The organism is Bifidobacterium saimiriisciurei (genome assembly GCF_010667655.1).
Taxonomy (GTDB): domain Bacteria; phylum Actinomycetota; class Actinomycetes; order Actinomycetales; family Bifidobacteriaceae; genus Galliscardovia; species Galliscardovia saimiriisciurei.
The window spans coordinates 154,125-174,394 of record NZ_WHZU01000003.1 but is presented as its reverse complement, the minus strand read 5'-3'; the positions used below and the strand labels follow the sequence as shown (position 1 = coordinate 174,394).

At 65.0% G+C, this 20,270-nt stretch carries 10 protein-coding genes, 3 tRNA genes and 1 pseudogene; 12 read left to right on the top strand and 2 right to left on the bottom strand.

The annotated features are described in order from the left end of the window. Positions 1-179: 179 nt before the first annotated feature. The 3 genes and pseudogenes from GFD18_RS11365 to GFD18_RS02970 all read left to right on the top strand — a co-directional run. Positions 180-5,906, top strand: a pseudogene (locus GFD18_RS11365) (acyltransferase domain-containing protein); the annotation flags it as partial. Positions 5,907-6,666: 760 nt separating this feature from the next. Then, positions 6,667-6,748: transfer RNA gene (locus tag GFD18_RS02975), tRNA-Tyr, on the top strand. A gap of 1 nt (position 6,749) precedes the next feature. Continuing rightward, a tRNA-Thr gene (locus GFD18_RS02970) sits at positions 6,750-6,821 on the top strand. Positions 6,822-6,971: 150 nt separating this feature from the next. Here the strand turns inward: GFD18_RS02970 and GFD18_RS02965 are convergent. Then, the gene (locus GFD18_RS02965) at positions 6,972-7,616 is read right to left on the bottom strand and encodes an NAD(P)-dependent oxidoreductase (protein ID WP_163199923.1); all 645 of its coding nucleotides are present in this window, start codon (positions 7,614-7,616) and stop codon (positions 6,972-6,974) included. 211 nt (positions 7,617-7,827) lie between these two features. On the opposite strand from GFD18_RS02965, the gene GFD18_RS02960 reads away from it, so the two are divergent. From GFD18_RS02960 to GFD18_RS02940, 5 genes are all read left to right on the top strand, one after another. After that, positions 7,828-8,157 carry a winged helix-turn-helix transcriptional regulator gene (locus GFD18_RS02960; RefSeq protein WP_163199924.1) on the top strand — a complete coding sequence of 110 codons (330 nt, stop codon included), beginning with the start codon at positions 7,828-7,830 and terminating at the stop codon, positions 8,155-8,157. A gap of 491 nt (positions 8,158-8,648) precedes the next feature. Further along, positions 8,649-10,535: an alpha-amylase family protein gene (locus tag GFD18_RS02955; RefSeq protein ID WP_163199925.1), complete on the top strand. Its 1,887-nt coding sequence runs from the start codon at positions 8,649-8,651 to the stop codon at positions 10,533-10,535. 531 nt (positions 10,536-11,066) lie between these two features. Beyond that, the gene (locus GFD18_RS02950; RefSeq protein WP_163199926.1) at positions 11,067-11,540 is read left to right on the top strand and encodes a holo-ACP synthase; all 474 of its coding nucleotides are present in this window, start codon (positions 11,067-11,069) and stop codon (positions 11,538-11,540) included. A gap of 351 nt (positions 11,541-11,891) precedes the next feature. Beyond that, on the top strand, positions 11,892-13,640 hold the full coding sequence (locus GFD18_RS02945) for a sodium:solute symporter family protein (protein ID WP_163199927.1): 1,749 nt from the start codon (positions 11,892-11,894) through the stop codon (positions 13,638-13,640). 36 nt (positions 13,641-13,676) lie between these two features. After that, a complete protein-coding gene (locus GFD18_RS02940) occupies positions 13,677-14,027 on the top strand; it encodes a hypothetical protein (protein WP_163199928.1) in 351 nt (116 codons plus the stop codon). Positions 14,028-14,191: 164 nt separating this feature from the next. Here GFD18_RS02940 and GFD18_RS02935 read toward each other — a convergent pair whose 3' ends face one another. Beyond that, positions 14,192-15,403: a MalY/PatB family protein gene (locus GFD18_RS02935; protein WP_163199929.1), complete on the bottom strand. Its 1,212-nt coding sequence runs from the start codon at positions 15,401-15,403 to the stop codon at positions 14,192-14,194. Positions 15,404-15,576: 173 nt separating this feature from the next. Between GFD18_RS02935 and GFD18_RS02930 the strand changes: the two genes are divergently transcribed. The 4 genes from GFD18_RS02930 (at position 15,577) to GFD18_RS02915 (ending at position 19,959) form a co-directional block, all read left to right on the top strand. Then, positions 15,577-15,650, top strand: a tRNA-Gly gene (locus tag GFD18_RS02930). A gap of 80 nt (positions 15,651-15,730) precedes the next feature. Further along, positions 15,731-16,471 (top strand): hypothetical protein, encoded by a 741-nt coding sequence (locus tag GFD18_RS02925; RefSeq protein ID WP_163199930.1) that lies wholly within the window; start codon positions 15,731-15,733, stop codon positions 16,469-16,471. A gap of 134 nt (positions 16,472-16,605) precedes the next feature. Next, positions 16,606-16,875 carry a 30S ribosomal protein S15 gene (gene rpsO / locus GFD18_RS02920; protein WP_100510611.1) on the top strand — a complete coding sequence of 90 codons (270 nt, stop codon included), beginning with the start codon at positions 16,606-16,608 and terminating at the stop codon, positions 16,873-16,875. Between the two features lie 381 nt (positions 16,876-17,256). After that, complete coding sequence (locus GFD18_RS02915) at positions 17,257-19,959, top strand: polyribonucleotide nucleotidyltransferase (RefSeq protein ID WP_163199931.1); 2,703 nt, start codon at positions 17,257-17,259, stop codon at positions 19,957-19,959. Positions 19,960-20,270 lie beyond the last annotated feature (311 nt).

Sequence of the window (20,270 nt, the reverse complement as noted above, 5' to 3'; positions counted from 1 at the left end):
AGGACTACTTCGAGTCCGCCTCCGGCCGCGTTGTCACCATCCACGTGACCCATGCCGCCGCCGACGGCACCGTGCTCGCCAACGAGACCGAGCGTTTCGCCATCCGCGGTCGCGCCTACTCCGACGCCCTGCCCGCCGAGGCCCCCGACTTCGGCGGCATCGACGCCGAGACGCTGGACACGCCGCGTCGTCTGCTGCGCCGAGTGAAGGTCGTCGCCCCCGGCGAGATGACCGCGTTCGCCCGCACCTCCGGCGACTTCAACCCCATCCACACCTCGCACCGCGGCGCCGCCGTCTCCGGACTCGCCGCCCCGCTCGTGCACGGCATGTGGCTTTCCGCCACCGCCCAGCATGCGGTGCAGGCCGTCGACGACAAGGGCGCCCACTACGAGATCGCCGGCTGGACGTACAACATGTACGGCATGGTCCAGCTGAACGACGAGGTGGAGATCTCCGTCGAACGCGTGGGCAAGGTGAGCCACGGCGGCATGGTGCTCGAAGTCACCAGCCGCATCGACGGCAACATTGTTTCACGTGGAACAGCCATCGTCCGTGCGCCGAAGTCCGCGTTCGTCTACCCCGGCCAGGGCATCCAGAAGCAGGGCATGGTGCTCGACGAGCGCGCCAAGTCCGCCGCCGCCCGCGACGTTTGGGAGCGTGCCGACAAGCTCACCCGCGCCAAGCTCGGCTTCTCGATCCTCGCTGTCGTGCGTGACAACCCGAAGGAGCTCACCGCCAACGGCGTAACCTACCGCCACCCGGACGGCCTGCTCAACCTCACCCAGTTCACGCAGGTGGCGCTCGCCACCGTGGCATTCGCCCAGACCGCGCGCCTGCGCGAGACCGGCAGCGACATCTGGCCCGCCTACTTCGCCGGCCACTCGCTCGGCGAGTACAACGCGCTGTCCGCGTTCGCCAACGTGATTCCGCTCGAGACCGTGCTCGAACTCGTGTTCCACCGCGGCTCGACCATGCACCATCTGATTCCGCGCGACGCCCAGGGCCGCTCCAACTACCGCATGGGAGCGCTGCGTCCGAACCAGTTCGGCGTGGACGACGCCCACGTGAAGGAATACGTGGAGTCCGTGGCCGAGAAGAGCGGCGAGTTCCTGCAGATCGTGAACTACAACCTCGCCGGCCAGCAGTACGCCGTCGCCGGCACGATCGCCGGACTCAAGGCCCTCAAGGCCGACGCCGCCCGCCGCGTCGCCGAATACGGCGGCAAGCCGGCGTTCATGCTCGTGCCCGGCATCGACGTGCCGTTCCACTCCACGCTGCTGCGCAAGGGCGTGCCCGAGTTCCGCGACAAGCTCGACGCCCTGCTCCCCAAGCACATCGACTACCGTGGACGCCTTGTCGGCCGCTACATCCCGAACCTCGTGGCCACGCCGTTCGAGATGACCAAGGAATTCGCCGCGAAAATCCTCGAGGTCGTGCCCTCCGAGCGCATCAAGGCCGCTCTGGACGACGACGCCGTATGGCAGTCCTACGCCGAGGACGACCAGAAGCTCGGCCGGCTGCTGCTGACCGAACTGCTCTCCTGGCAGTTCGCCTCCCCGGTGCGTTGGATCGAGACCCAGGCGCTGCTCTTCGGCGAGCCGGCCAAGGGCGGTCTCGGCGTGGAGGAGTATGTGGAGGTCGGCCTCGGCAACGCCCCGACGCTCGCGAACCTCGGCACCAAGACCCTGCGCCTGCCCGACTTCAAGAACCGCAAGGTCACCGTCTACAACGTCGGTCGCGACGAGGGACGTGTGTATATGACGGATTCGGACTCGCTGGTTCCCGAGGAGGAGCCGGCGGAGGCTCCCGCCGCCGAGCAGCAGGCCGCTCCGGCCGCCGCTCCTGCGGCCGCCGCCGCACCGGCATCCGCCCCGGCCGCTGCCGCCGCACCCGATTCCGCAGTCGGACAGCTCGGCTCGGCTGTATCCGGCCCCGTCGAGGACCTGCCGTTCAAGGCATCCGACGCCATCGGCGTGCTCATGGCCTACTCCACCAAGATCCGCCTCGACCAGATCGGCGCGAACGACACCACCGATACGCTGACCAACGGCGTCTCCTCCCGACGCAACCAGCTGCTCATGGACATCAGCTCCGAGCTTGGCGTGGCCAGCGTGGACGGCGCCGCCGAGGCCACGCTGCCGCAGCTCGCGCAGATCGTAAACAAGGTGGCCCCGAACTACAAGCCGTTCGGACCGGTGCTTTCCGACGCCATCCGCGACCGCATGCGCTCGCTGTTCGGCGCTGCGGGCGTCAAGCCGGCACACATCCGCGACCGCGTGACCGGCACGTGGCAGCTCGGCGAAGGCTGGGTGGCCGCCGTCACCGCGGCCCTGCTGCTCGACACCCGCGAGGGCGCCAGCTCCCGCGGCGACGACCTGGCCAAGCTGCCCACCGGCGCCGTGGCCAACGCGGCCGCCGCCGACAAGCTCATCGATGACGCGGTCGTGCTCGTCGGCCAGACCAAGGGCGTGGCCGTCTCCAAGCCGAACGCCGGTGGCTCCGCCGGCGGCGCCGTGGTCGACTCCGCCGCACTCGACGCCTTCGCCGAAAAGGTGACCGGCGCCAACGGCGTGCTCGCCTCCACCGCCCGCTTCGTGCTGAACGAACTCGGCGTGGCCGCACCCGTGGCCGCACCCGGCGAGGACGAGAACGCCGCCGTGGTCGAGGCCGTCAATGCCGAGCTCGGCGCCGACTGGCCCAAGCAGGTCGAGCCGCGCTTCGACGCCAACAAGGCCATCCTGTTCGACGACCGCTGGGCCTCCGCCCGCGAGGACCTCGCCCGCGCGTTCTACAACAATGACGCCGATGCGCTGAACGGCTCGTTCCTCGGCCTCGGACAGGCCGTGGCCGACGAGGCCAAGTGGTTCGCTGCCAAGGCGACGGACAACGCCGACGCCTTCGCCCGCATCGCCGAGCAGGCCCTCGAACCGGCCTCCGACGACGAGACGGCATCCCGCTTCGCGGGCGACGTGGCCGTCGTCACCGGCGTGGCCCCGAACTCCATCGCCGCACAGGTCGTCAACGGCCTGCTCGCCGGCGGCGCCACCGTCATCGCCACCTCGCACAGCTTCAAGCCGAGCGTGAAGGCATGGGCCAAGCAGACCTACCGCGAGCACGCGGCCGGTGACGCGAAGCTGTGGCTGGTTCCCGCGAACCTCTCCAGCTACCGCGACGTCGACGAGCTGGTCGCCTGGGTCGGCAACGTGCAGAAGAAGGTCAACGGCGCCACCACGACCATCCTCAAGCCCGCCTACGAGCCGAGCCTGTTCTTCCCGTTCGCGGCGCCGCCGGTGCACGGCACCCTGGCCGATTCCGGCGAACTGTTCGAATCCCAGGCGCGACTCATGCTCTGGGGCGTCGAACGCGCCATCGCCGGCCTGAGCCGCATCGGCGCCGACACCGACGTGCAGCACAAGCTGCACGTGGTGCTGCCCGGCTCCCCGAACCGCGGCATCTTCGGCGGCGACGGCGCCTACGGCGAGGTCAAGTCCGCCTTCGACGCCATCGTCAACCGCGCCCGCGCCGAAAAGGTGTGGTCCGGCCGCGTCACGTTCGCCCATCCGAAGATCGGCTGGGTGCGCGGCACCGGCCTCATGGGCGGCAACGACCCGCTGGTCGCCGTCGTCGAACGCCACGGCATCCACACGTACTCCACCGCCGACATGGCCGTGAAGCTGCTCGACCTCGCCGATGCCGAGGCCCGTGCCAAGGCCGTCGAGGCCCCGCTCGACGTGGACCTCACCGGCGGACTCGGCAACGAGCCCATCGACATCAAGGCCCTGCGCGCCGAGGCCATGGCCGACGCCGCCAAGGCCGAAGCGGCCGAAAACGAGGAAACCGCCGAGCGGCCGGCCGAGGCCGCCGCCAAGGGCGAGACCATCAAGGCCCTGCCCACGCCGCACGTGCCGCACCAGGCGCCGGTCGACCTCGCCGACTGGACGAACGTCACCGCGAAGCCCGAGGACGAGATCGTCATCGTCTCCGTGGGCGAGCTCGGTCCGTGGGGCTCCGGCCGCACGCGCTTCGAGGCCGAACTCGGCATCCACTCCGACGGCGAGGTCGACCTCTCCGCCGGCGCCATCCTTGAACTCGCGTGGAACATGGGACTGCTCACGTGGAACGACAGCCCGAACCCGGGCTGGTACGACACCGACGGCAACCTCGTTCCCGAGGAGGACATCGCCGAACGCTACCACGACGAGGTCGTGGCCCGCTCCGGCATCCGCCCGTTCGAGGAGGGCATGGGCGACGACTACAAGGACGGCGCCGACGAGGAGGAGGCCGAGGTCTACCTCGACCACGACGTCACCTTCTCCGTTCCCACCAGGGACATCGCCGAGGAATACGTCAAGCTCGACCCGAAGCACACCGACATCGCGCCCGACGCCGAATCCGGCGAGTGGAACGTCACCCGCCACGCCGGCTCCATGGTGCGCGTGCCGCGTCGCGCCACGATGACCCGCACCGTCGGCGGCCAGTTCCCCAAGGGCTTCGACCCGCTCAAGTGGGGCATCCCCGCCTCGATGGTCGGCGATGTCGACAAGATCGCGCTGTGGAACATCGTCACCACGGTCGACGCCTACCTCTCCGCCGGCTTCACGCCCGCCGAGATCCTGCAGTCCATCCACCCCTCGCAGGTGGCCAGCACGCAGGGCACCGGCTTCGGCGGCATGATGTCGATGCGCAAGCTCTACCTCGACCGCTTCCTCAACCACGAGATCCCGACCGACATCCTGCAGGAGGCCCTGCCGAACGTCGTCGCGGCCCACGTGATGCAGTCCTACATCGGCGGCTACGGCAACATGATCCAGCCGGTCTCCGCCTGCGCCACCGCCGCAGTCTCCCTCGAGGAGGGCGCCGACAAGATCGCGCTCGGCAAGGCCGACTTCGTCGTCACCGGCGCCATCGACGACATCGGCGTGGAATCGGTCATCGGCTTCGGCAACATGAACGCCACCGCCAACTCGCAGGAGATGTACGACAAGGGCATCGACGCGCGCTTCTTCAGCCGTGCCAACGACCGTCGTCGCGGCGGCTTCCTCGAATCCCAGGGCGGCGGCACGATCCTCCTCACCCGAGGCGACATCGCGCTCAGGCTCGGTCTGCCGGTCGCCGGCGTGGTCGGATTCATCCACAGCTACGCCGACGGCGCGCACACGTCCATCCCGGCCCCCGGTCTCGGCGCGCTCGCGGCCGGTCGCGGCGGCAAGGACTCCAAGCTGGTCCACGATCTCGCGAAGCTCGGCGTCACGCCGGACGACATCGCCGTGGTCTCCAAGCACGACACGTCCACCAACGCCAACGACCCGAACGAGTCCGAGCTGCACAACACGCTGGCCCACGCCATCGGCCGCACCGACGGCAACCCGCTGTTCGTCATCTCGCAGAAGACGCTCACCGGCCATGCGAAGGGCGGCGCCTGCATCTTCCAGGTCAACGGCCTGACGCAGCTGTTCAACAGCGGCGTCATCCCGGCCAACGCCTCGCTCGACTGCGTGGACCCGAAGCTCAGGCGCGACGACCACATGGTCTGGCTGCGTTCGCCGCTGCACGTCGGCAGGGTGAAGGCCGGCCTCGCCACCTCGCTCGGCTTCGGCCACGTGAGCGGTTTCGCCGCAATCGTGAACCCCGGCGCATTCGAGGCCTCCGTGGCCAACACCGCCGGCGCCGACGCGCTCGACGAATGGCGTAGGCACGCCAACGCCCGCCTCGCCGCCGGCCAGCGCCGACTCGAGGAAGGCATGATGGGCCGCGCCGCGCTCTACGAGCCGATCGACAACCGTCGCTTCCGCGAGGACGGCACGAAGCTCGCCGACGGCGGCCGCTACGACTCCCACGAGGTCGAAAAGGCCATGCTCCTGAATCCGGACGCCCGTCTCGGTGTCTCCGGCTACTACGAGGCGTGATGCCTTGCCAGGGCTGCGTCCGGATTCCGTGCGCGGCCTTGGCGGCCGCTCCCTTCGCCTACGGACAGTCCACTGGACTGTCCGCTTGACGGCTCAGCTGGACGCCCGTCTCGGTGCTTCCGGCTACTACGAGGCGTGACCCTACCCCTCGGCTCCCCTCAAGTATGAGGGGAGCTGTCGGCGTAGCCGACTGAGGGGAGTTGCCGTCTTGTCAAGCCATACGGCTCCCTTCCTCTCCGAAGGGAGCCTTTTTCATGCCACGCAATCACTTATCCGTCCATTTGCGCATTCCGTGCCAGGTTTTTGCGGCATGGAACATCGAAAATCCGCATGATGCGTTTCCCTGCCAATCAATCTGCCACAGAAACGCATTTTGACGAAAAATCACATTCCGTGATTACCGAAAACGTTGGAATTGCAACGAATGCTGTTTGTGGGTCGAAAAGGTCGTTGTCACGGAATTTCATATGTCGCCTTTTCGTCATTCCATGCCAAGTCCACGTTCGGATTCCGTGCGCGACCTCCCGCCTCCCGTCCCTCGGGCTCCCCACGCATGAGAAGAGCCGGCCGCCGTAAGACCGGCTGAGGGGAGGCTGGCACGTCGCATAGTTTCCCGACCGCCGTTGTGCATATTGGGAAAGATATTGGATTGTGAAACGTGTGGAGGCGCCGACTTGCGCGAACCTCGTTCCCGTGTCATGATGTTCAGGTTGCCTGACGCGAGCAGGTCAAGCGTCCTGATTGCGAAAAGGAAACGCCCGGCGGATTTCCCAAGCGGTCAAAGGGAGCTGACTGTAAATCAGCCGCTTCGTGCTTCAGTGGTTCGAATCCACTATCCGCCACGCCTCGATAGCTCAGTGGTAGAGCACTTCCTTGGTAAGGAAGAGGTCGCGAGTCCGATTCTCGCTCGAGGCTCCCAGATGCGTCACATCATTGTGCCGTATACAAAACAAGGCCGGAACCCATCGGTTCCGGCCTTTGTCATATCCGCCGTTCGTCATATCCGGTCATGTCGGTCATATCGACCGTGCCGCATCCATACCGCGCCGGACGCCGCCGGCATCACTACCAGCGCACGGAGATGCGCTCGCCGACATGCGCGTCCGCCGGTGCGGCGACGGCCTCGTCGACGATGGCGATGGCGTAGTCGGCGTAGCTGACCGCGCTTTCGCCGGTCGTCTCGTTCACGCCGAACTCCTCGCCGCCTAGAACGTATGCGCCGGTGCGCGGTCCGTCGGCCTGGAAGTCGGCGGCGGGGGAGACGAACGTCCACCTGACGTCGCCGCGTTCGCGCAGTTCGGCGAGGGCCTTGCCCTGCGCCTTGGCAAGCGGCTTGTATTCCTCCGGGAATCCGTCGGTGTCGTAGAGCTGCGTGGTGTGCTCGGGGTCGACGTACAGACTGCCGGCGCCGCCGACGACAATCAGTCGGGTTCCGGTGCCGGAGAGGATGTCCGCGAGGTGCTTGAGCGAGGCGGAGTGCAGCGGCAGCGTGTCCGGCGTCCATGCGCCGAACGCGTCGACGACGACGTCGAATCCGGCGAGGTCGGCCGCGGTCAGGTCGAACAGGTCCTTGGCCAGCGTGTGCTGGGCGACGGTCCCGTTCTCGCCGCGCACGACGGCGGTGACGTCGAGGCCGCGGCCGACGGCCTCCTTGGCGATGAGTCGGCCGGACTTGCCGTTGGCGGCGACGATGGCGATGCGCTGGGTCATGATGTGCTCCTTGTCGATGTGGTCCTTCGTCGCATCGGTTTCGATGCTTCCGATAGTGGTTTTCCTTGGTTTCGTTGGCGGTTCTTGCCGTCCCGCCGCTAAGACAGTACGATATTGGAGTACTTTCCTGAATGGAAGAGGGCACCTTGAAGTGCTATAGTTACCAAAAGGAAACCATTGGACGATTCCAACGATTCGAGGAGGATGATTCATGGTCGATGTCACGACGCTTCCGGCGTGTCCCGTGGAGACGACGCTTACGTTGATCTCCGATAAATGGAAGATTCTCATCGTTCGCGACCTCTTGCCCGGCACCAAGCGATTCAGCGAGCTGCGCCGTTCGATCGGCCACATATCGCAGAAGGTGCTGACGTCGAATCTGCGGCAGATGGAGGCCGACGGACTGGTGCACCGCGAGGTCTATGCCGAGGTGCCGCCGCGCGTCGAATACTCGCTGACCGACACCGGTCGCAGCCTCAAGATCGTCATCGACGCCCTGTGGGATTGGGGCGAGGAGTACAAGGCCGGACTCGCGGCGTAGACGTCCGTGCGGGTGCGGTGGATTGGGAACCGTGCGGGTGCGGTGATTCTTGTTCGTTGCGATGGCTGCAACGAACAGGAACCGGGCCGTTGCCTGGGTTCCTTTTCGTTGTGGGTTGGCAACGGATGGGAATTGTGGACGCTGTTGCATTCCTATTCGTTGCGGTGATGTGACGGAAAGGAACCGTGCAAGGTGCGGGATTCCTTTCCGTTGGGAATCGGCGACGGATGGGAATCGTGGGCGGCGTTGCATTCCTGTTTGTTGTGATGGGCGTGACGGACGGGACCGTGAATAGACGATGCGGCGGTGGGGCGACGCCACCGCCGCGTGTTTCCCGATGCCGGCGGGGCCTCTTATATCGCTCCCTTCCTCATGTGAGCGCTCGCCTTGTGCGACACGGTATCGAACCGGTTTGATACGACGGTTCGATGCGCTACGATGGGAGATGTATTCACAACAATCGGGCGTTTGATGGAACGAAGGAGTTTCCCATGCCGAAAGCCGAGAAGAAGACCGCCGCAAAGACCGCCGCACGCTCCACGCGAGCCACGAAATCAACGAAACCCGCCAAGCCCGTCGTGGACGACTCCATCTTCCAGGAGCGCCTCGCCCGTCATGCCGACGAGCTCGGACGCCTGTTCTCCGAACTCTATTCCGACGCCTCCGCCCTCGACGACCTCAAGGCCGCCATGGCCGAGGCATACGCCGCCCGCCCCGAAGACCTCAAGGAGCTCGACGCCAAGCGCGAGGCCGATCCCGACTGGTACAAGCGCGGCAACATGTTCGGCATGACCCTCTACACCGACCTGTTCGCCGGCGACCTCAAGAAGCTCGCCGACCGCGTGCCCTACCTCGAGGAGCAGAAGCTCACCTACCTGCACCTCATGCCGCTGCTGCAGATGCCGCACCCGCAGAACGACGGCGGTTACGCGGTCGAGGACTTCGACAACGTCGACCCTGCGCTCGGCACCAACGAGGACCTCGCCGCCCTCACCGCCAAGCTGCGCAAGGCCGGCATCAGCCTCTGCCTCGACTTCGTGATGAACCACACCGCCTCGTCGCACCGATGGGCCAAGGCCGCACAGGCCGGCGACCCCGAATACCAGGACTACTACTTCTGCTACGACGACCGCACCATCCCCGACCAGTACGACGCCGTCGTGCCGCAGGTGTTCCCCGGCACCGCGCCCGGCAACTTCAGCTGGAACGAGCAGATGGGCAAGTGGGTCATGACCCAGTTCTACCCGTTCCAGTGGGACCTCAACTACCGCAACCCCAAGGTGCTCGTCGCCATGCTCTCCAGCGCCCTGCACCTCGCCAACCTCGGCGTTGAGGTGCTGCGCATCGACGCCGTGCCCTACATCTGGAAGGTGCTCGGCACCAACTGCCGCAACCTGCCGCAGGTCCACACCATCGTGCGTATGCTGCGCATCGCCCTCGAATGCGTGTGCCCGGCCGTGGTCCTGAAGGGCGAGGTCGTCATGGCCCCCAAGGAGCTCGCCGCCTACTTCGGCACCGAAGAGGCCCCCGAATGCCACATGCTGTACAACGTCTCCATCATGGTGAACCTGTGGAGCGCGCTCGCCAGCCAGGACACGCGCCTGCTCAAGGCCCAGATCGACAAGCTCAACGCCCTGCCCGAGAACTGCTGGTTCGTCAACTACCTGCGTTGCCATGACGACATCGGCTGGGGTCTGGACGAGGACGTCGAGGAGGAGATCGGCATCGACCCGCTCAAGCACAAGGAATTCCTCTACCACTTCTACGAGGGATGCGTGCCCGGAAGCTGGGCCATGGGCGAGCTGTACAACTACGACCCCGCCACCAAGGACGCCCGCAGCTGCGGCACCACCGCCAGCCTGTGCGGCGTGGAGAAGGCGCTCATCACGCACGACCGCCCCTCGTACGAGCGCGCCCTCCAGCGCGATCTGCTCATGCACCGCGCCATGGCGTTCCTGCGAGGCTTCCCCATGCTCAACTGCGGCGACGAGATCGGCCAGCTCAACGGCTGGGACTACAAGGAGGACGCCGCCCGCGTGGAGGACAGCCGCAACCTGCACCGCAGCAAGTTCGACTGGGAGAAGGCCGCGCTGCGCGAGGAGCCCGGCACCCTGCAGAACCGCCTGTGGGAGGGCATGGAGGGCCTGCGCGAGATGCGCGACGACCCGTGCTTCGCGCCCGACGCCTGGACGAGCACGTGGGACACGCACAACAACGCCGTCCTCGCCGTGATCCGCAAGTCCGGCGACCGTACGCTCATCGGCCTGTTCAACTTCTCCGGATTCGAGCAGTCGGTGCATCTCGACGGCAGCGAGGGCCTCATCGCCCGCGTCTCCACCGACCTCAAGCCCTACGAGGCCAAGCTCATCCACCTGTGAGTTCTCGGGGCCGGGTCTGGGCGCTCGGGTTCGGGTTCATGGGTTGACTGCTCGGACGTGAGTTTCCGGACTTGGCCTTTCGGCACTCCTCGGCCGGTTCCTCTTTGCAGGAACCGACCGTTGTTATTTCTGGGTGTCGCCGTGTCATCGAATCATGTCATCGAATCATGTCATCGGATGTCGTATTTGTTGATTTTCGTACTCCGTGCCGCAATATCGTGACACGGAAGCGTCATTGAGTCAGATTTGTTATTCCGCGGTGATTCACATGAGATATGCCTCCTTAGAAACGTTGAAATTGCAATAATGTTGATAGCCGCCGCCTGTTGAATTCTGGCGGCGAATCGCGACTATTGCGAAAATCGTATTCCGTGCCAACGGAATACGGCGGAGAGGCCTATAGGCCCGTGATATTGCATTCCGTGCCACTCGTTCCGTTCGTAAGATGATTACGTTGGCTGAGTCGTCGATCGGTCGCGGACGCCGAACCGTCGGAGCGGCTGGAGACAATGGATGGAGGGACACGGCATCATGAACACTGATTCGATCGGCATCCCGCGCCCGTCCGCGGTCCTCGGACTCGGCCACGACGTGGTCGACATCGCCGCGTTCGCCGAGCAGCTGGCCGAGCCCGGATCGCGCATGCGTGCGTTGTTCTCATCGCGCGAACTGCGGCAGGCGGCATTGCGCGCCCGTGTCAAGCACGACGACGAATCCGCGCATCTCGCCGTGCGATGGGCCGGCAAGGAGGCCGTGCTCAAGGCGTGGAGCGAAGCGCTTGGGTCCCGTCCGAACCCATACACGCTCGACGATTTCCCATGGTCCGGCATCGAGATCCTCGACGATTCGCGCGGCCGGCCAAGCGTGACGCTGCGTGCCGGCGTCGAACGCACACTGCACGAATCGTTGGCTGATGTCCCATCGGCCGTTTGCCTGGCATGGCATATCTCGCTGAGCCATGACGGTCCCGTCGCGTCCGCCGTCGCCCTGCTGATTCGCGGATGATTCCTGTGGCCGAAAAACTCACAAAGCAACATCTTGCCGCCAGACGTTCAAAAATGTTCGTTTTATGCTTCGAAGGACAAGTGATATCAACGGTGATTTTTCCTGTGAAATATCTCACAAAACGGGGTGAATGCCCTTAGGTGCTTGAAAACTACCCAAATCGAACATGTTTCATTGTTTAGTTGACCGTTTTGCGAGCGTATATGCCATATTTGTTGTTCCCATTTGTTTCCTTCGTGTTTGACTAATTGCGTTTTTGGGGCCACAATAGCGTTGTTCACGCAAACCGATGACGGTATTGCACTCCGGCGCCGCAGCCGGAGGGACGCATGGAAGGAAGGACGGAACAGCATGATTACTGGTGCTGTCGGGGAATCTGCGATTCGCCTGTCGCTGAGCTGGGTGGATTGGCTTATCCTCGTTATTTATTTCGCAATGATCGTGTGGATTGGCTACACCATCCACAAGCAGCAGAAGTCCAGTGAGGACTTCCTGCTGGCAGGACGTTCGATGCCGGCGTGGATCGCAGGCCTCGCGTTCTGCGCCGCAAACCTCGGCGCCACCGAGATCCTGGGCATGGCCGCAAACGGCGCCCAGATCGGTATGCCGACCATCCACTACTACCTCATCGGCGCCATCCCCGGCATGGTGTTCCTCGGCATCTTCATGATGCCGTTCTACTACGGCTCCGGCGTGCGCTCGGTTCCTGAGTTCATGCGCAAGCGCTTCGGCAAGGGCGCGCAGCTCATCGTGTCGCTCTGCTTCGCCGTCTCCACGATTCTGCAGGCCGGCATCAACCTGTACGCCATGGCCCTGATTCTGCAGGCCATGCTCGGTTGGAGCCAGTGGACCGCAATCATCCTCTCCGCGATCTTCGTGCTCGCCTACATCACGCTGGGCGGCCTGACCTCCGCAATCTACAACGAGGTCATGCAGTTCTTCGTCATCGTCGCGGCCCTTATCCCCGTCACCATCGTCGGCCTGCACCAGGTCGGCGGCTGGAGCGGCCTGACCGCCAAGCTGTCCTCCATGCAGGACTGGTCCGGCTCCATCCACGCCTGGGCCGGCACCGGCTTCGGCAACGTGACCAACCCGGTCGGCGGCGACTGGTTCTCCATCCTCATGGGCCTCGGCTTCGTGCTCGGCTTCGGCTACTGGACCACGAACTTCACCGAGGTGCAACGCGCATTCGCGGCCAAGAGCATGACCGCCGCCCGTATGACGCCTATCATCGGCGCCATCCCGAAGATGCTCATCTGGCTCATCATCATCATCCCGGGCCTTGTGGCCGCCGCCACCGTCGGCAACCTGTTCGCCGGCGACCACCCGGTGCTGCAGTACAACGAAGCCATTCCGTACCTGTTCAAGATGTACCTGCCGAACGGCGTGCTCGGCGTCGCCATCACCGGTATGATGGCCTCCTTCATGGCCGGCATGGCCGCGAACGTCTCCTCGTTCAACACCGTCGTCGTCTACGATCTGGTGCAGGACTACATCAAGCCCGGTGAGAAGGACGCCTACTACCTCAAGCTCGGCCGCTGGATCACCTTCGCTGGCATCGTCATCTCCGTCGGCACCGCATGGATCGCCAGCCAGTTCGGCAACATCATGACGTACCTGCAAACGCTGTTCAGCTTCTTCAACGCCCCGCTGTTCGCCGTGTTCATCCTCGGCCTGGTGTGGAAGCGCGTCTCCAACGTGGCCGGCACCGTCGCCTACGTGGCCGGCATCATCGCCCCGCTCATCACCTACATCCTGTACCTGAACTCCGTGGCCGCCGGCAACCCGATCTTCGGCTCCGCGACCGCCGAGACCTGGTACGGCGCCATCATCTCCCTGTTCGCGACCTGGATCGTGGCGGCCATCCTCACGCCGTTCACCAAGGCCAAGACCGAGGAGGAGCTCGAGGGCCTCACCTTCTCCACCGGTGGCATGAAGTACTTCAAGGCCGCCAAGGACGAGGAGCTCGAGGACGCCAAGCGCGCCGCCAAGGGCGTCAAGGACACCGCACTGGTCAAGGTCCCGTGGTTCAAGAAGCCGGCCGTTCTTGGTTCCATCATCTTCATCCTTGGTCTCGTGTTCTACATCCCGTTCTTCTAAACATCGGTTTGAGCATAATTTTCTAAGGAGTTTGCAATGGCAGAAGATACCAAGGCCGGTGCTTCCGGCAAGGGCCTGTTGACTCAGGCCGAAAAGGACCAGGCCGTCAAGGCCGCCCGCCGCAACGATCTGCGTCTGCTGATCGGCGTGCTGTTCGTGATCTACGGCGTCATCGTGACCATCGTCGGCATCGCCGACCCGGCCGCCGACGTCGCCAAGACCGGCGGCATCGCCATCAACCTGTGGACCGGCATCGGCATGCTGATCATCGGCGTGCTGTTCCTCGTGTGGAACTTCGTCCGTCCGCTCGCCGCGGAGGACATCATCGCCTCCGCCGAGGCGTCCGCCGCCAAGGCGCAGATCCAGCACGAGGGTCGCAAGGACTGATCGCCGAACGGCCGGGACGATCGCCGGTGGCAATCGCCGCATCCGTCCGCGCTGACGCGTTGAATCCCTGATTCACGGCAAAAAGGGCCTCCCGAATCGGTTTCCATCCGATTCGGGAGGCCCTTTCGTGTGCGGCTCCACGGCACGGGGATCTCGGGGGGAGCCTATTCCGCGAACACGTATTCGCTCAGGCGGCGCATGGCCTCCTCGACGCGGGACTTCGGCAACGCCAGATTCATGCGGATCGCGCACGGATGCTGGAACTGCCGGCCGTCCTGCCAGCCGACGCCCACATCCGAGCCGCGCTTCTGCAGCTCGTCGATCGTGACGCCATGCTTCCCGCACCATTCGGTGCAGTCGAGGAACAGCATGTACGTGCCCTGCGGCTTCGACACCGCGATCCCGTCGAAATGCCGTTCGATGTAGTCGACCGCGTAGTCGACGTTGTCGCTCAGCACGTCGAGCAGCTGCTCGAGCCATTCGCGGCCCTCGGGGCTGAAGGCGCCCACGAGCGCATGCATCGACAGCACGTTCATGGCGTTGTAGTGCGTCTTCTCGCTCACGGCCGTCAGACGGTCGCGCAGATAGTCGCTGTAGACGATGTGGTAGCTGCCGACGAGGCCGGCCAGCGAGAACGTCTTGCTCGGCGCGTAGAACGCGATGACGCGGTTGCGCGCGTCATCGCTCACCGACTGCGTGGGGATGTGGCGGCTGCCGCGCAGGATGATGTCGGACCAGATCTCGTCGGAGATGACGACGCAGTCGTTGGCCGCGTAGACCTCCATCGCACGTTCGATCTCCCATCGCTCCCACACGCGTCCGCACGGGTTGTGCGGCGAGCAGAACACCGCCACATGGATGTTGTTCTCCTTGATCTTGCGGTCCATGTCGTCGAAGTCCATGCGCCACACGCCGTCCTCGTCGCGCTTGAGCGGGCTGTGCACGATGCGGTATCCGTTGCCGCCGATCGACATGGTGAACCCGACGTAGGTGGGGGAGTGCAGCAGCACCGCGTCGCCGGGCGTGGCGAACGCCTTCATCGCGCTGACCACGCCGCCGAGCACGCCGTTCTCGTAGCCGATGTGCTTCGCCTCGAGGCCGGTCACGCCGTTGCGGTCGCGCTGCCAGTCGATGATGGCGTTGAAGTAGTCGTCGCTGGGGTCGAAGTATCCGAACAGCGGATGCTCCGTACGTTTGACGATCTCCCGCGTGATGCTCGGCGCGGTGGCGAAGTTCATGTCGGCGATCCACATGGGGATCTCGTCGAAGCCGGGCCTGGGCGCGTCGGGCGCGAATCCGGGCATGGAGCCGACGCCGTCCACGGCGATCGCGTCCCTGCCGTGGCGGTCGATGATGGAGGTAAAGTCGTAGCGCATAGTAGTACGGTATCGGGCCGGCGGGCGGCACGCGCCGCGCCGGCCCGCAACAATGCTTATCGACCTATGGCAATGTTGAATGACGCTGCCGGGCGACGATGCCGGCCGACGATGGATTTTGCAAAATCAGGAACGTATGTAATAATCGTTTTTCGGAAGTTTGCGCTTCCACTGCGGATGTAGCTCAATGGTAGAGCCTCAGTCTTCCAAACTGATTACGCGGGTTCGATTCCCGTCATCCGCTCCACTTGAGACCGTTGCCATGGCAACGGTTTTCTTGTATTCGGGAAGCCCGATTTTCCGCGGGGACGAACGATTGGAGCGTGCATGGCAACCGAATCAAGCAAGACGAGTCGCGACATGGACGGGATGCCGGCCGGCGTCGGAACGCAGTATGACGCCGATATGAAGGCCGTTGATATGAAGGGCGCCGAGGCCAAGGACGCCGGCGCGAAGGCCCGGGTGACCGATCCGAGCGAATCCCATCCGCGCGAGCCGTCCATCGCGGAGCTGGGACGTCGCCGCTGGCACAAGGGCCGTTGGGCGGCGTTCATCATCGCGCTGATCGCGGCCATCATCGTGCCGTACGGCGGCGGCCGCCTGCTGGCGATGAACGGCACGCAGCTCGTCGTCGATTTCGTCGAGCCGTTCGATCCCCGTGGCATGGCGCTGCTGTCGTGGGCGATCACCGTGGTCATGTTCGCCTCGCTGGGCATGGCGGTCATGGAGACGAAGCGCGTGCTGTGGCGTGTGCTGTTCATCCTCGCGCTGGCGTTGGAGCAGCTGGTCGCCGGCGTGGGCCTGCTTCGCCTCAATTTCTGGAATTCCACGTACGTGGTGTATGGCGAGGCGGCGCCGCCCATCAACGCGGCCAACCTCGGCATCATCTCCGCGGCGGTGGGGCTGGCGGTGTTCGCCGTGGTCTATGTGGGCCTGCTGGTCACGATTCACAAGGACTCCCGGCTCAATACGCTCACGCGCAGCTGGTCGGCGCTGTCGATGTTCTTCGTCATCGAGGTGGTGGCGCTGCTGGTCGTGCTGCTCGGCGGCCTCGTCACCGCGGTGTGAGCGTGACGCACGGTCGGGGCTTCGTCCGCCCTGCGTGTATACTTGAATTTTGGCGTGTTTCGCCCGCGGATAGAGAGCGCTGTGAGCATCATGCCCACGGCACCGCGCAACAACACTGAACACAAGGAGGAGCTGTGGCTCTTAGCAACGCTGAAAAGCAGGCAATCATTTCCGAGTACGCGACGCACGAGGGCGACACCGGTTCGCCCGAGGTTCAGGTGGCGCTGCTGTCCAAGCGCATCTCGGATCTGACCGAGCACCTCAAGGAGCACAAGCATGATCACCACTCCCGTCGTGGCATGCAGCTCATGATCGGTGATCGTCGCCGTCTGCTGGACTACCTCAAGCGCGTTGACATCGAACGTTACCGTTCCCTGATCGAACGCCTCGGTCTGCGCCGATAATTGAATTCTTCCGCCCGGGCATAACCTGCTCGGGCGCTTTTGCATGTCGGGGGATTGCCGACTGTGAGGAAAGACGAGGAAGAATCCCCCTGGCCACAGAGGTTGGTCGCGAAGGGCGCCAGAGCAGCGCGGCCGAAAGGGGCGGCCTGGGATTCGGATGAGGTATGGAATCTCATCGAGGAATACGTCCGGCATGCAAAAGACGCGTGATCCATGGCATATCACGCGCAGGGAGCGCGGAAGAAAACCGGCTCCCCCCGAGGCCTTCGCCTCCCCGGCCGTGCGGCGAGCAGCCGTCGGGCCGCCGGGGTCGGCACGGGCCGGCGGGAAAAGAAGAGGCATGGATAGATAGTAGGAATATCGACAAAAGGAGGAACCCTGATGGAGGGTCCCGAGATCAAGGCCGTAGAGGCCGTTATCGACAATGGTTCATTCGGCAAGCGCACGCTGCGCTTCGAGACGGGTCGTCTCGCCCAGCAGGCGGATGGGGCAGTAGCCGCCTATCTTGATGATGATTCCATGGTGCTGAGCACCACCACCGCCGGCTCCAGCCCGAAGGAGAACTACGACTTCTTCCCGCTGACCGTCGACGTCGAAGAGAAGATGTACGCCGCGGGCAAGATCCCGGGCTCCTTCTTCCGCCGCGAGGGCCGTCCGAGCTCCGAGGCCATCCTGGCCTGCCGCATCATCGACCGCCCGCTGCGTCCGCTGTTCCCGCACACGCTGCGCAACGAAGTGCAGGTTGTGGAGACCATCCTCGCCATCAATCCCGAGGACGCCTATGACGTCATCGCGCTGAACGCCGCCTCCGCCTCCACGCTGATCTCCGGCCTGCCGTTCGAAGGCCCGGTCTCCGGCGTGCGCCTGGCCCTCATCGACGGCCAGTGGGTCGCCTTCCCGCGTTGGAGCGAGCGCGAGCGCGCCGTGTTCGAGATCGTGGTCGCCGGCCGTGTGATCGAGAACGGCGACGTCGCCATCGCCATGATCGAGGCCGGTGCCGGCAAGAACGCCTGGAAGCTCATCTACGAGGACGGCCAGATCAAGCCCGACGAGACCGTCGTGGCCGGTGGCCTCGAGGCCGCCAAGCCGTTCATCAAGGTGATCTGCGAGGCCCAGAACGAGCTCAAGGCCAAGGCCGCCAAGGAGACCCGCGAGTTTCAGCTCTTCCCGGAGTACACCGACGACCTGTACAACCGCATCGACGAGATCGCCCACGGCCAGCTCGACGAGGCCCTGTCCATCGCCGAGAAGCTGCCGCGCCAGGACCGCATCGCCGAGATCAAGCAGCAGGTGAAGGACACCCTCGCCGGCGAGTTCACCGACATGGACGACGCCGAGAAGGAAAAGGAGATCGGCAACGCGTTCAAGGAGCTGCAGCGCCAGATCGTCCGCCGCCGCATCCTCACGCAGGACTACCGCATCGACGGCCGTGGCCTGCGCGACATCCGCACCCTGTCCGCCGAGGTGGACATCGTGCCCCGCGTGCACGGCTCCGCCCTGTTCCAGCGCGGCGAGACCCAGATCCTGGGCGTCACCACGCTGAACATGCTCAAGATGGAGCAGCAGATCGACGCGCTTTCCGGCCCGAACACCAAGCGCTACATGCACAACTACGAGATGCCGCCGTACTCCACCGGCGAGACCGGCCGCGTCGGCTCCCCGAAGCGCCGCGAGATCGGCCACGGCGCCCTCGCTGAGAAGGCCATCGTGCCGGTGCTGCCGAGCCGCGAGGAGTTCCCCTACGCCATCCGTCAGGTCTCCGAGGCCATCGGTTCCAACGGCTCCACCTCCATGGGCTCCGTGTGCGCCTCCACCCTGTCTCTGCTTGCCGCCGGCGTGCCGCTGAAGGCCCCGGTCGCGGGCATCGCCATGGGTCTGGTCTCCGGCGACGTCGACGGCCAGCACGTCTTCAAGACCCTGACCGACATCCTGGGCGCCGAGGACGCGTTCGGCGACATGGACTTCAAGGTCGCCGGCACCAGCGAGTTCATCACCGCCCTGCAGCTCGACACCAAGCTCGACGGCATCCCCGCCGACATCCTGGCCGCCGCCCTGCAGCAGGCCCACGAGGCCCGCGCCACGATCCTCGACCTCATCAACGAGTGCATCGACGGCCCGGCCGAGATGAGCGAGTACGCTCCGCGCATCATCACCACCACCGTTCCGGTCGACAAGATCGGCGAGGTCATCGGTCCGAAGGGCAAGATGATCAACCAGATCCAGGAGGACACCGGCGCCGAGATCGCCATCGAGGACGACGGCACCGTGTTCATCTCCTCCGAGGGTGGCGAGGGCGCCGAGAAGGCCAAGCAGATCATCGACCAGATCGCCAACCCGCATGTGCCGGAGGCCGGCGAGCAGTACAACGGCAAGGTCGTCAAGACCACGTCGTTCGGCGCGTTCGTGAACCTCACCCCGGGCACCGACGGCCTGCTGCACATCAGCCAGATCCGCAACCTCGCCAACGGCGAGCGCATCGACGCCGTCGAGGACGTGCTCAAGGAAGGCGACACCGTCGAGGTGATCGTCCAGGGCGTGGACGACCGCGGCAAGATCTCGCTGGCCATCCCCGGCTTCGAGGACCAGGAGTCCGGCGCCGGTCGCGGCGCCGATCGTGGCGGCCGTGGCCGCGGCGATCGCGACGACCGCCGTGGCGGCCGTGGAGACCGTGATGACCGCGGCTACCGTGGCCGTGGCCGTCGTGACCGTGATGATCGCCGCGATCGCGACGACCGTCGTGACCGTGACGACCGCCGTGGCCGTCGCCGTCACTACGACGACTATGAGGACGACCGCGATTTCGATCGCGACGACGACCGCGACTACCGCGACGATCGCCGTCGTGACCGTGATGACCGTCGCGATCGCGATGACCGCAGGGATCGCGATGACCGCCGTGGCGGCCGTCGTGACCGTGACGATCGTCGTCGCGACGACTACCGCGACGATCGCCGTGGCGGCCGTCGCGAGGCGCCGCGCTACGCCGTCGACGACTCCTACGACGAGTACCGCGCCGACCGCGAGGAGCGTTCCGAGCGTCCGCGCCGTCGCGTCCGTCGTGACTTCGATCCGTTCGAGGACTGATGGTCCTCTCACGGATCCGTGCGCGACCTTGGCGGTCGCTCCCCTCGCCTAAGGAGAGCCCACTGGGCTCTCCGTTTGACGGCTCGGCATTCGAGGACTGATGGTCCTCTCACGGATCCGCATGTGACCTGACCCATGGAGGGGCGGGGGCCGAACCATCGTCGGCGCCCGCCCCTCCATTTGTATTCGGCTTGTATTCGGCCGTTAATCACGAGATTGTCATGGGGGGGGGTATTTTTTTCACCGTGCGGTTCAAGTGAAGAGGGGTCGCGCAGCTCCCAGGGGATTTTCGAAGGCTTCCTATTGGGATG

What these genes read in the sequence shown, in the direction of transcription:
- GFD18_RS02965 (WP_163199923.1), bottom strand. Translation starts at nt 7,616, where the DNA reads ATGACCCAGCGCATCGCCATCGTCGCCGCCAACGGCAAGTCCGGCCGA.
- GFD18_RS02960 (WP_163199924.1), top strand. Translation starts at nt 7,828, where the DNA reads ATGGTCGATGTCACGACGCTTCCGGCGTGTCCCGTGGAGACGACGCTT.
- GFD18_RS02955 (WP_163199925.1), top strand. Translation starts at nt 8,649, where the DNA reads ATGCCGAAAGCCGAGAAGAAGACCGCCGCAAAGACCGCCGCACGCTCC.
- GFD18_RS02950 (WP_163199926.1), top strand. Translation starts at nt 11,067, where the DNA reads ATGAACACTGATTCGATCGGCATCCCGCGCCCGTCCGCGGTCCTCGGA.
- GFD18_RS02945 (WP_163199927.1), top strand. Translation starts at nt 11,892, where the DNA reads ATGATTACTGGTGCTGTCGGGGAATCTGCGATTCGCCTGTCGCTGAGC.
- GFD18_RS02940 (WP_163199928.1), top strand. Translation starts at nt 13,677, where the DNA reads ATGGCAGAAGATACCAAGGCCGGTGCTTCCGGCAAGGGCCTGTTGACT.
- GFD18_RS02935 (WP_163199929.1), bottom strand. Translation starts at nt 15,403, where the DNA reads ATGCGCTACGACTTTACCTCCATCATCGACCGCCACGGCAGGGACGCG.
- GFD18_RS02925 (WP_163199930.1), top strand. Translation starts at nt 15,731, where the DNA reads ATGGCAACCGAATCAAGCAAGACGAGTCGCGACATGGACGGGATGCCG.
- GFD18_RS02915 (WP_163199931.1), top strand. Translation starts at nt 17,257, where the DNA reads ATGGAGGGTCCCGAGATCAAGGCCGTAGAGGCCGTTATCGACAATGGT.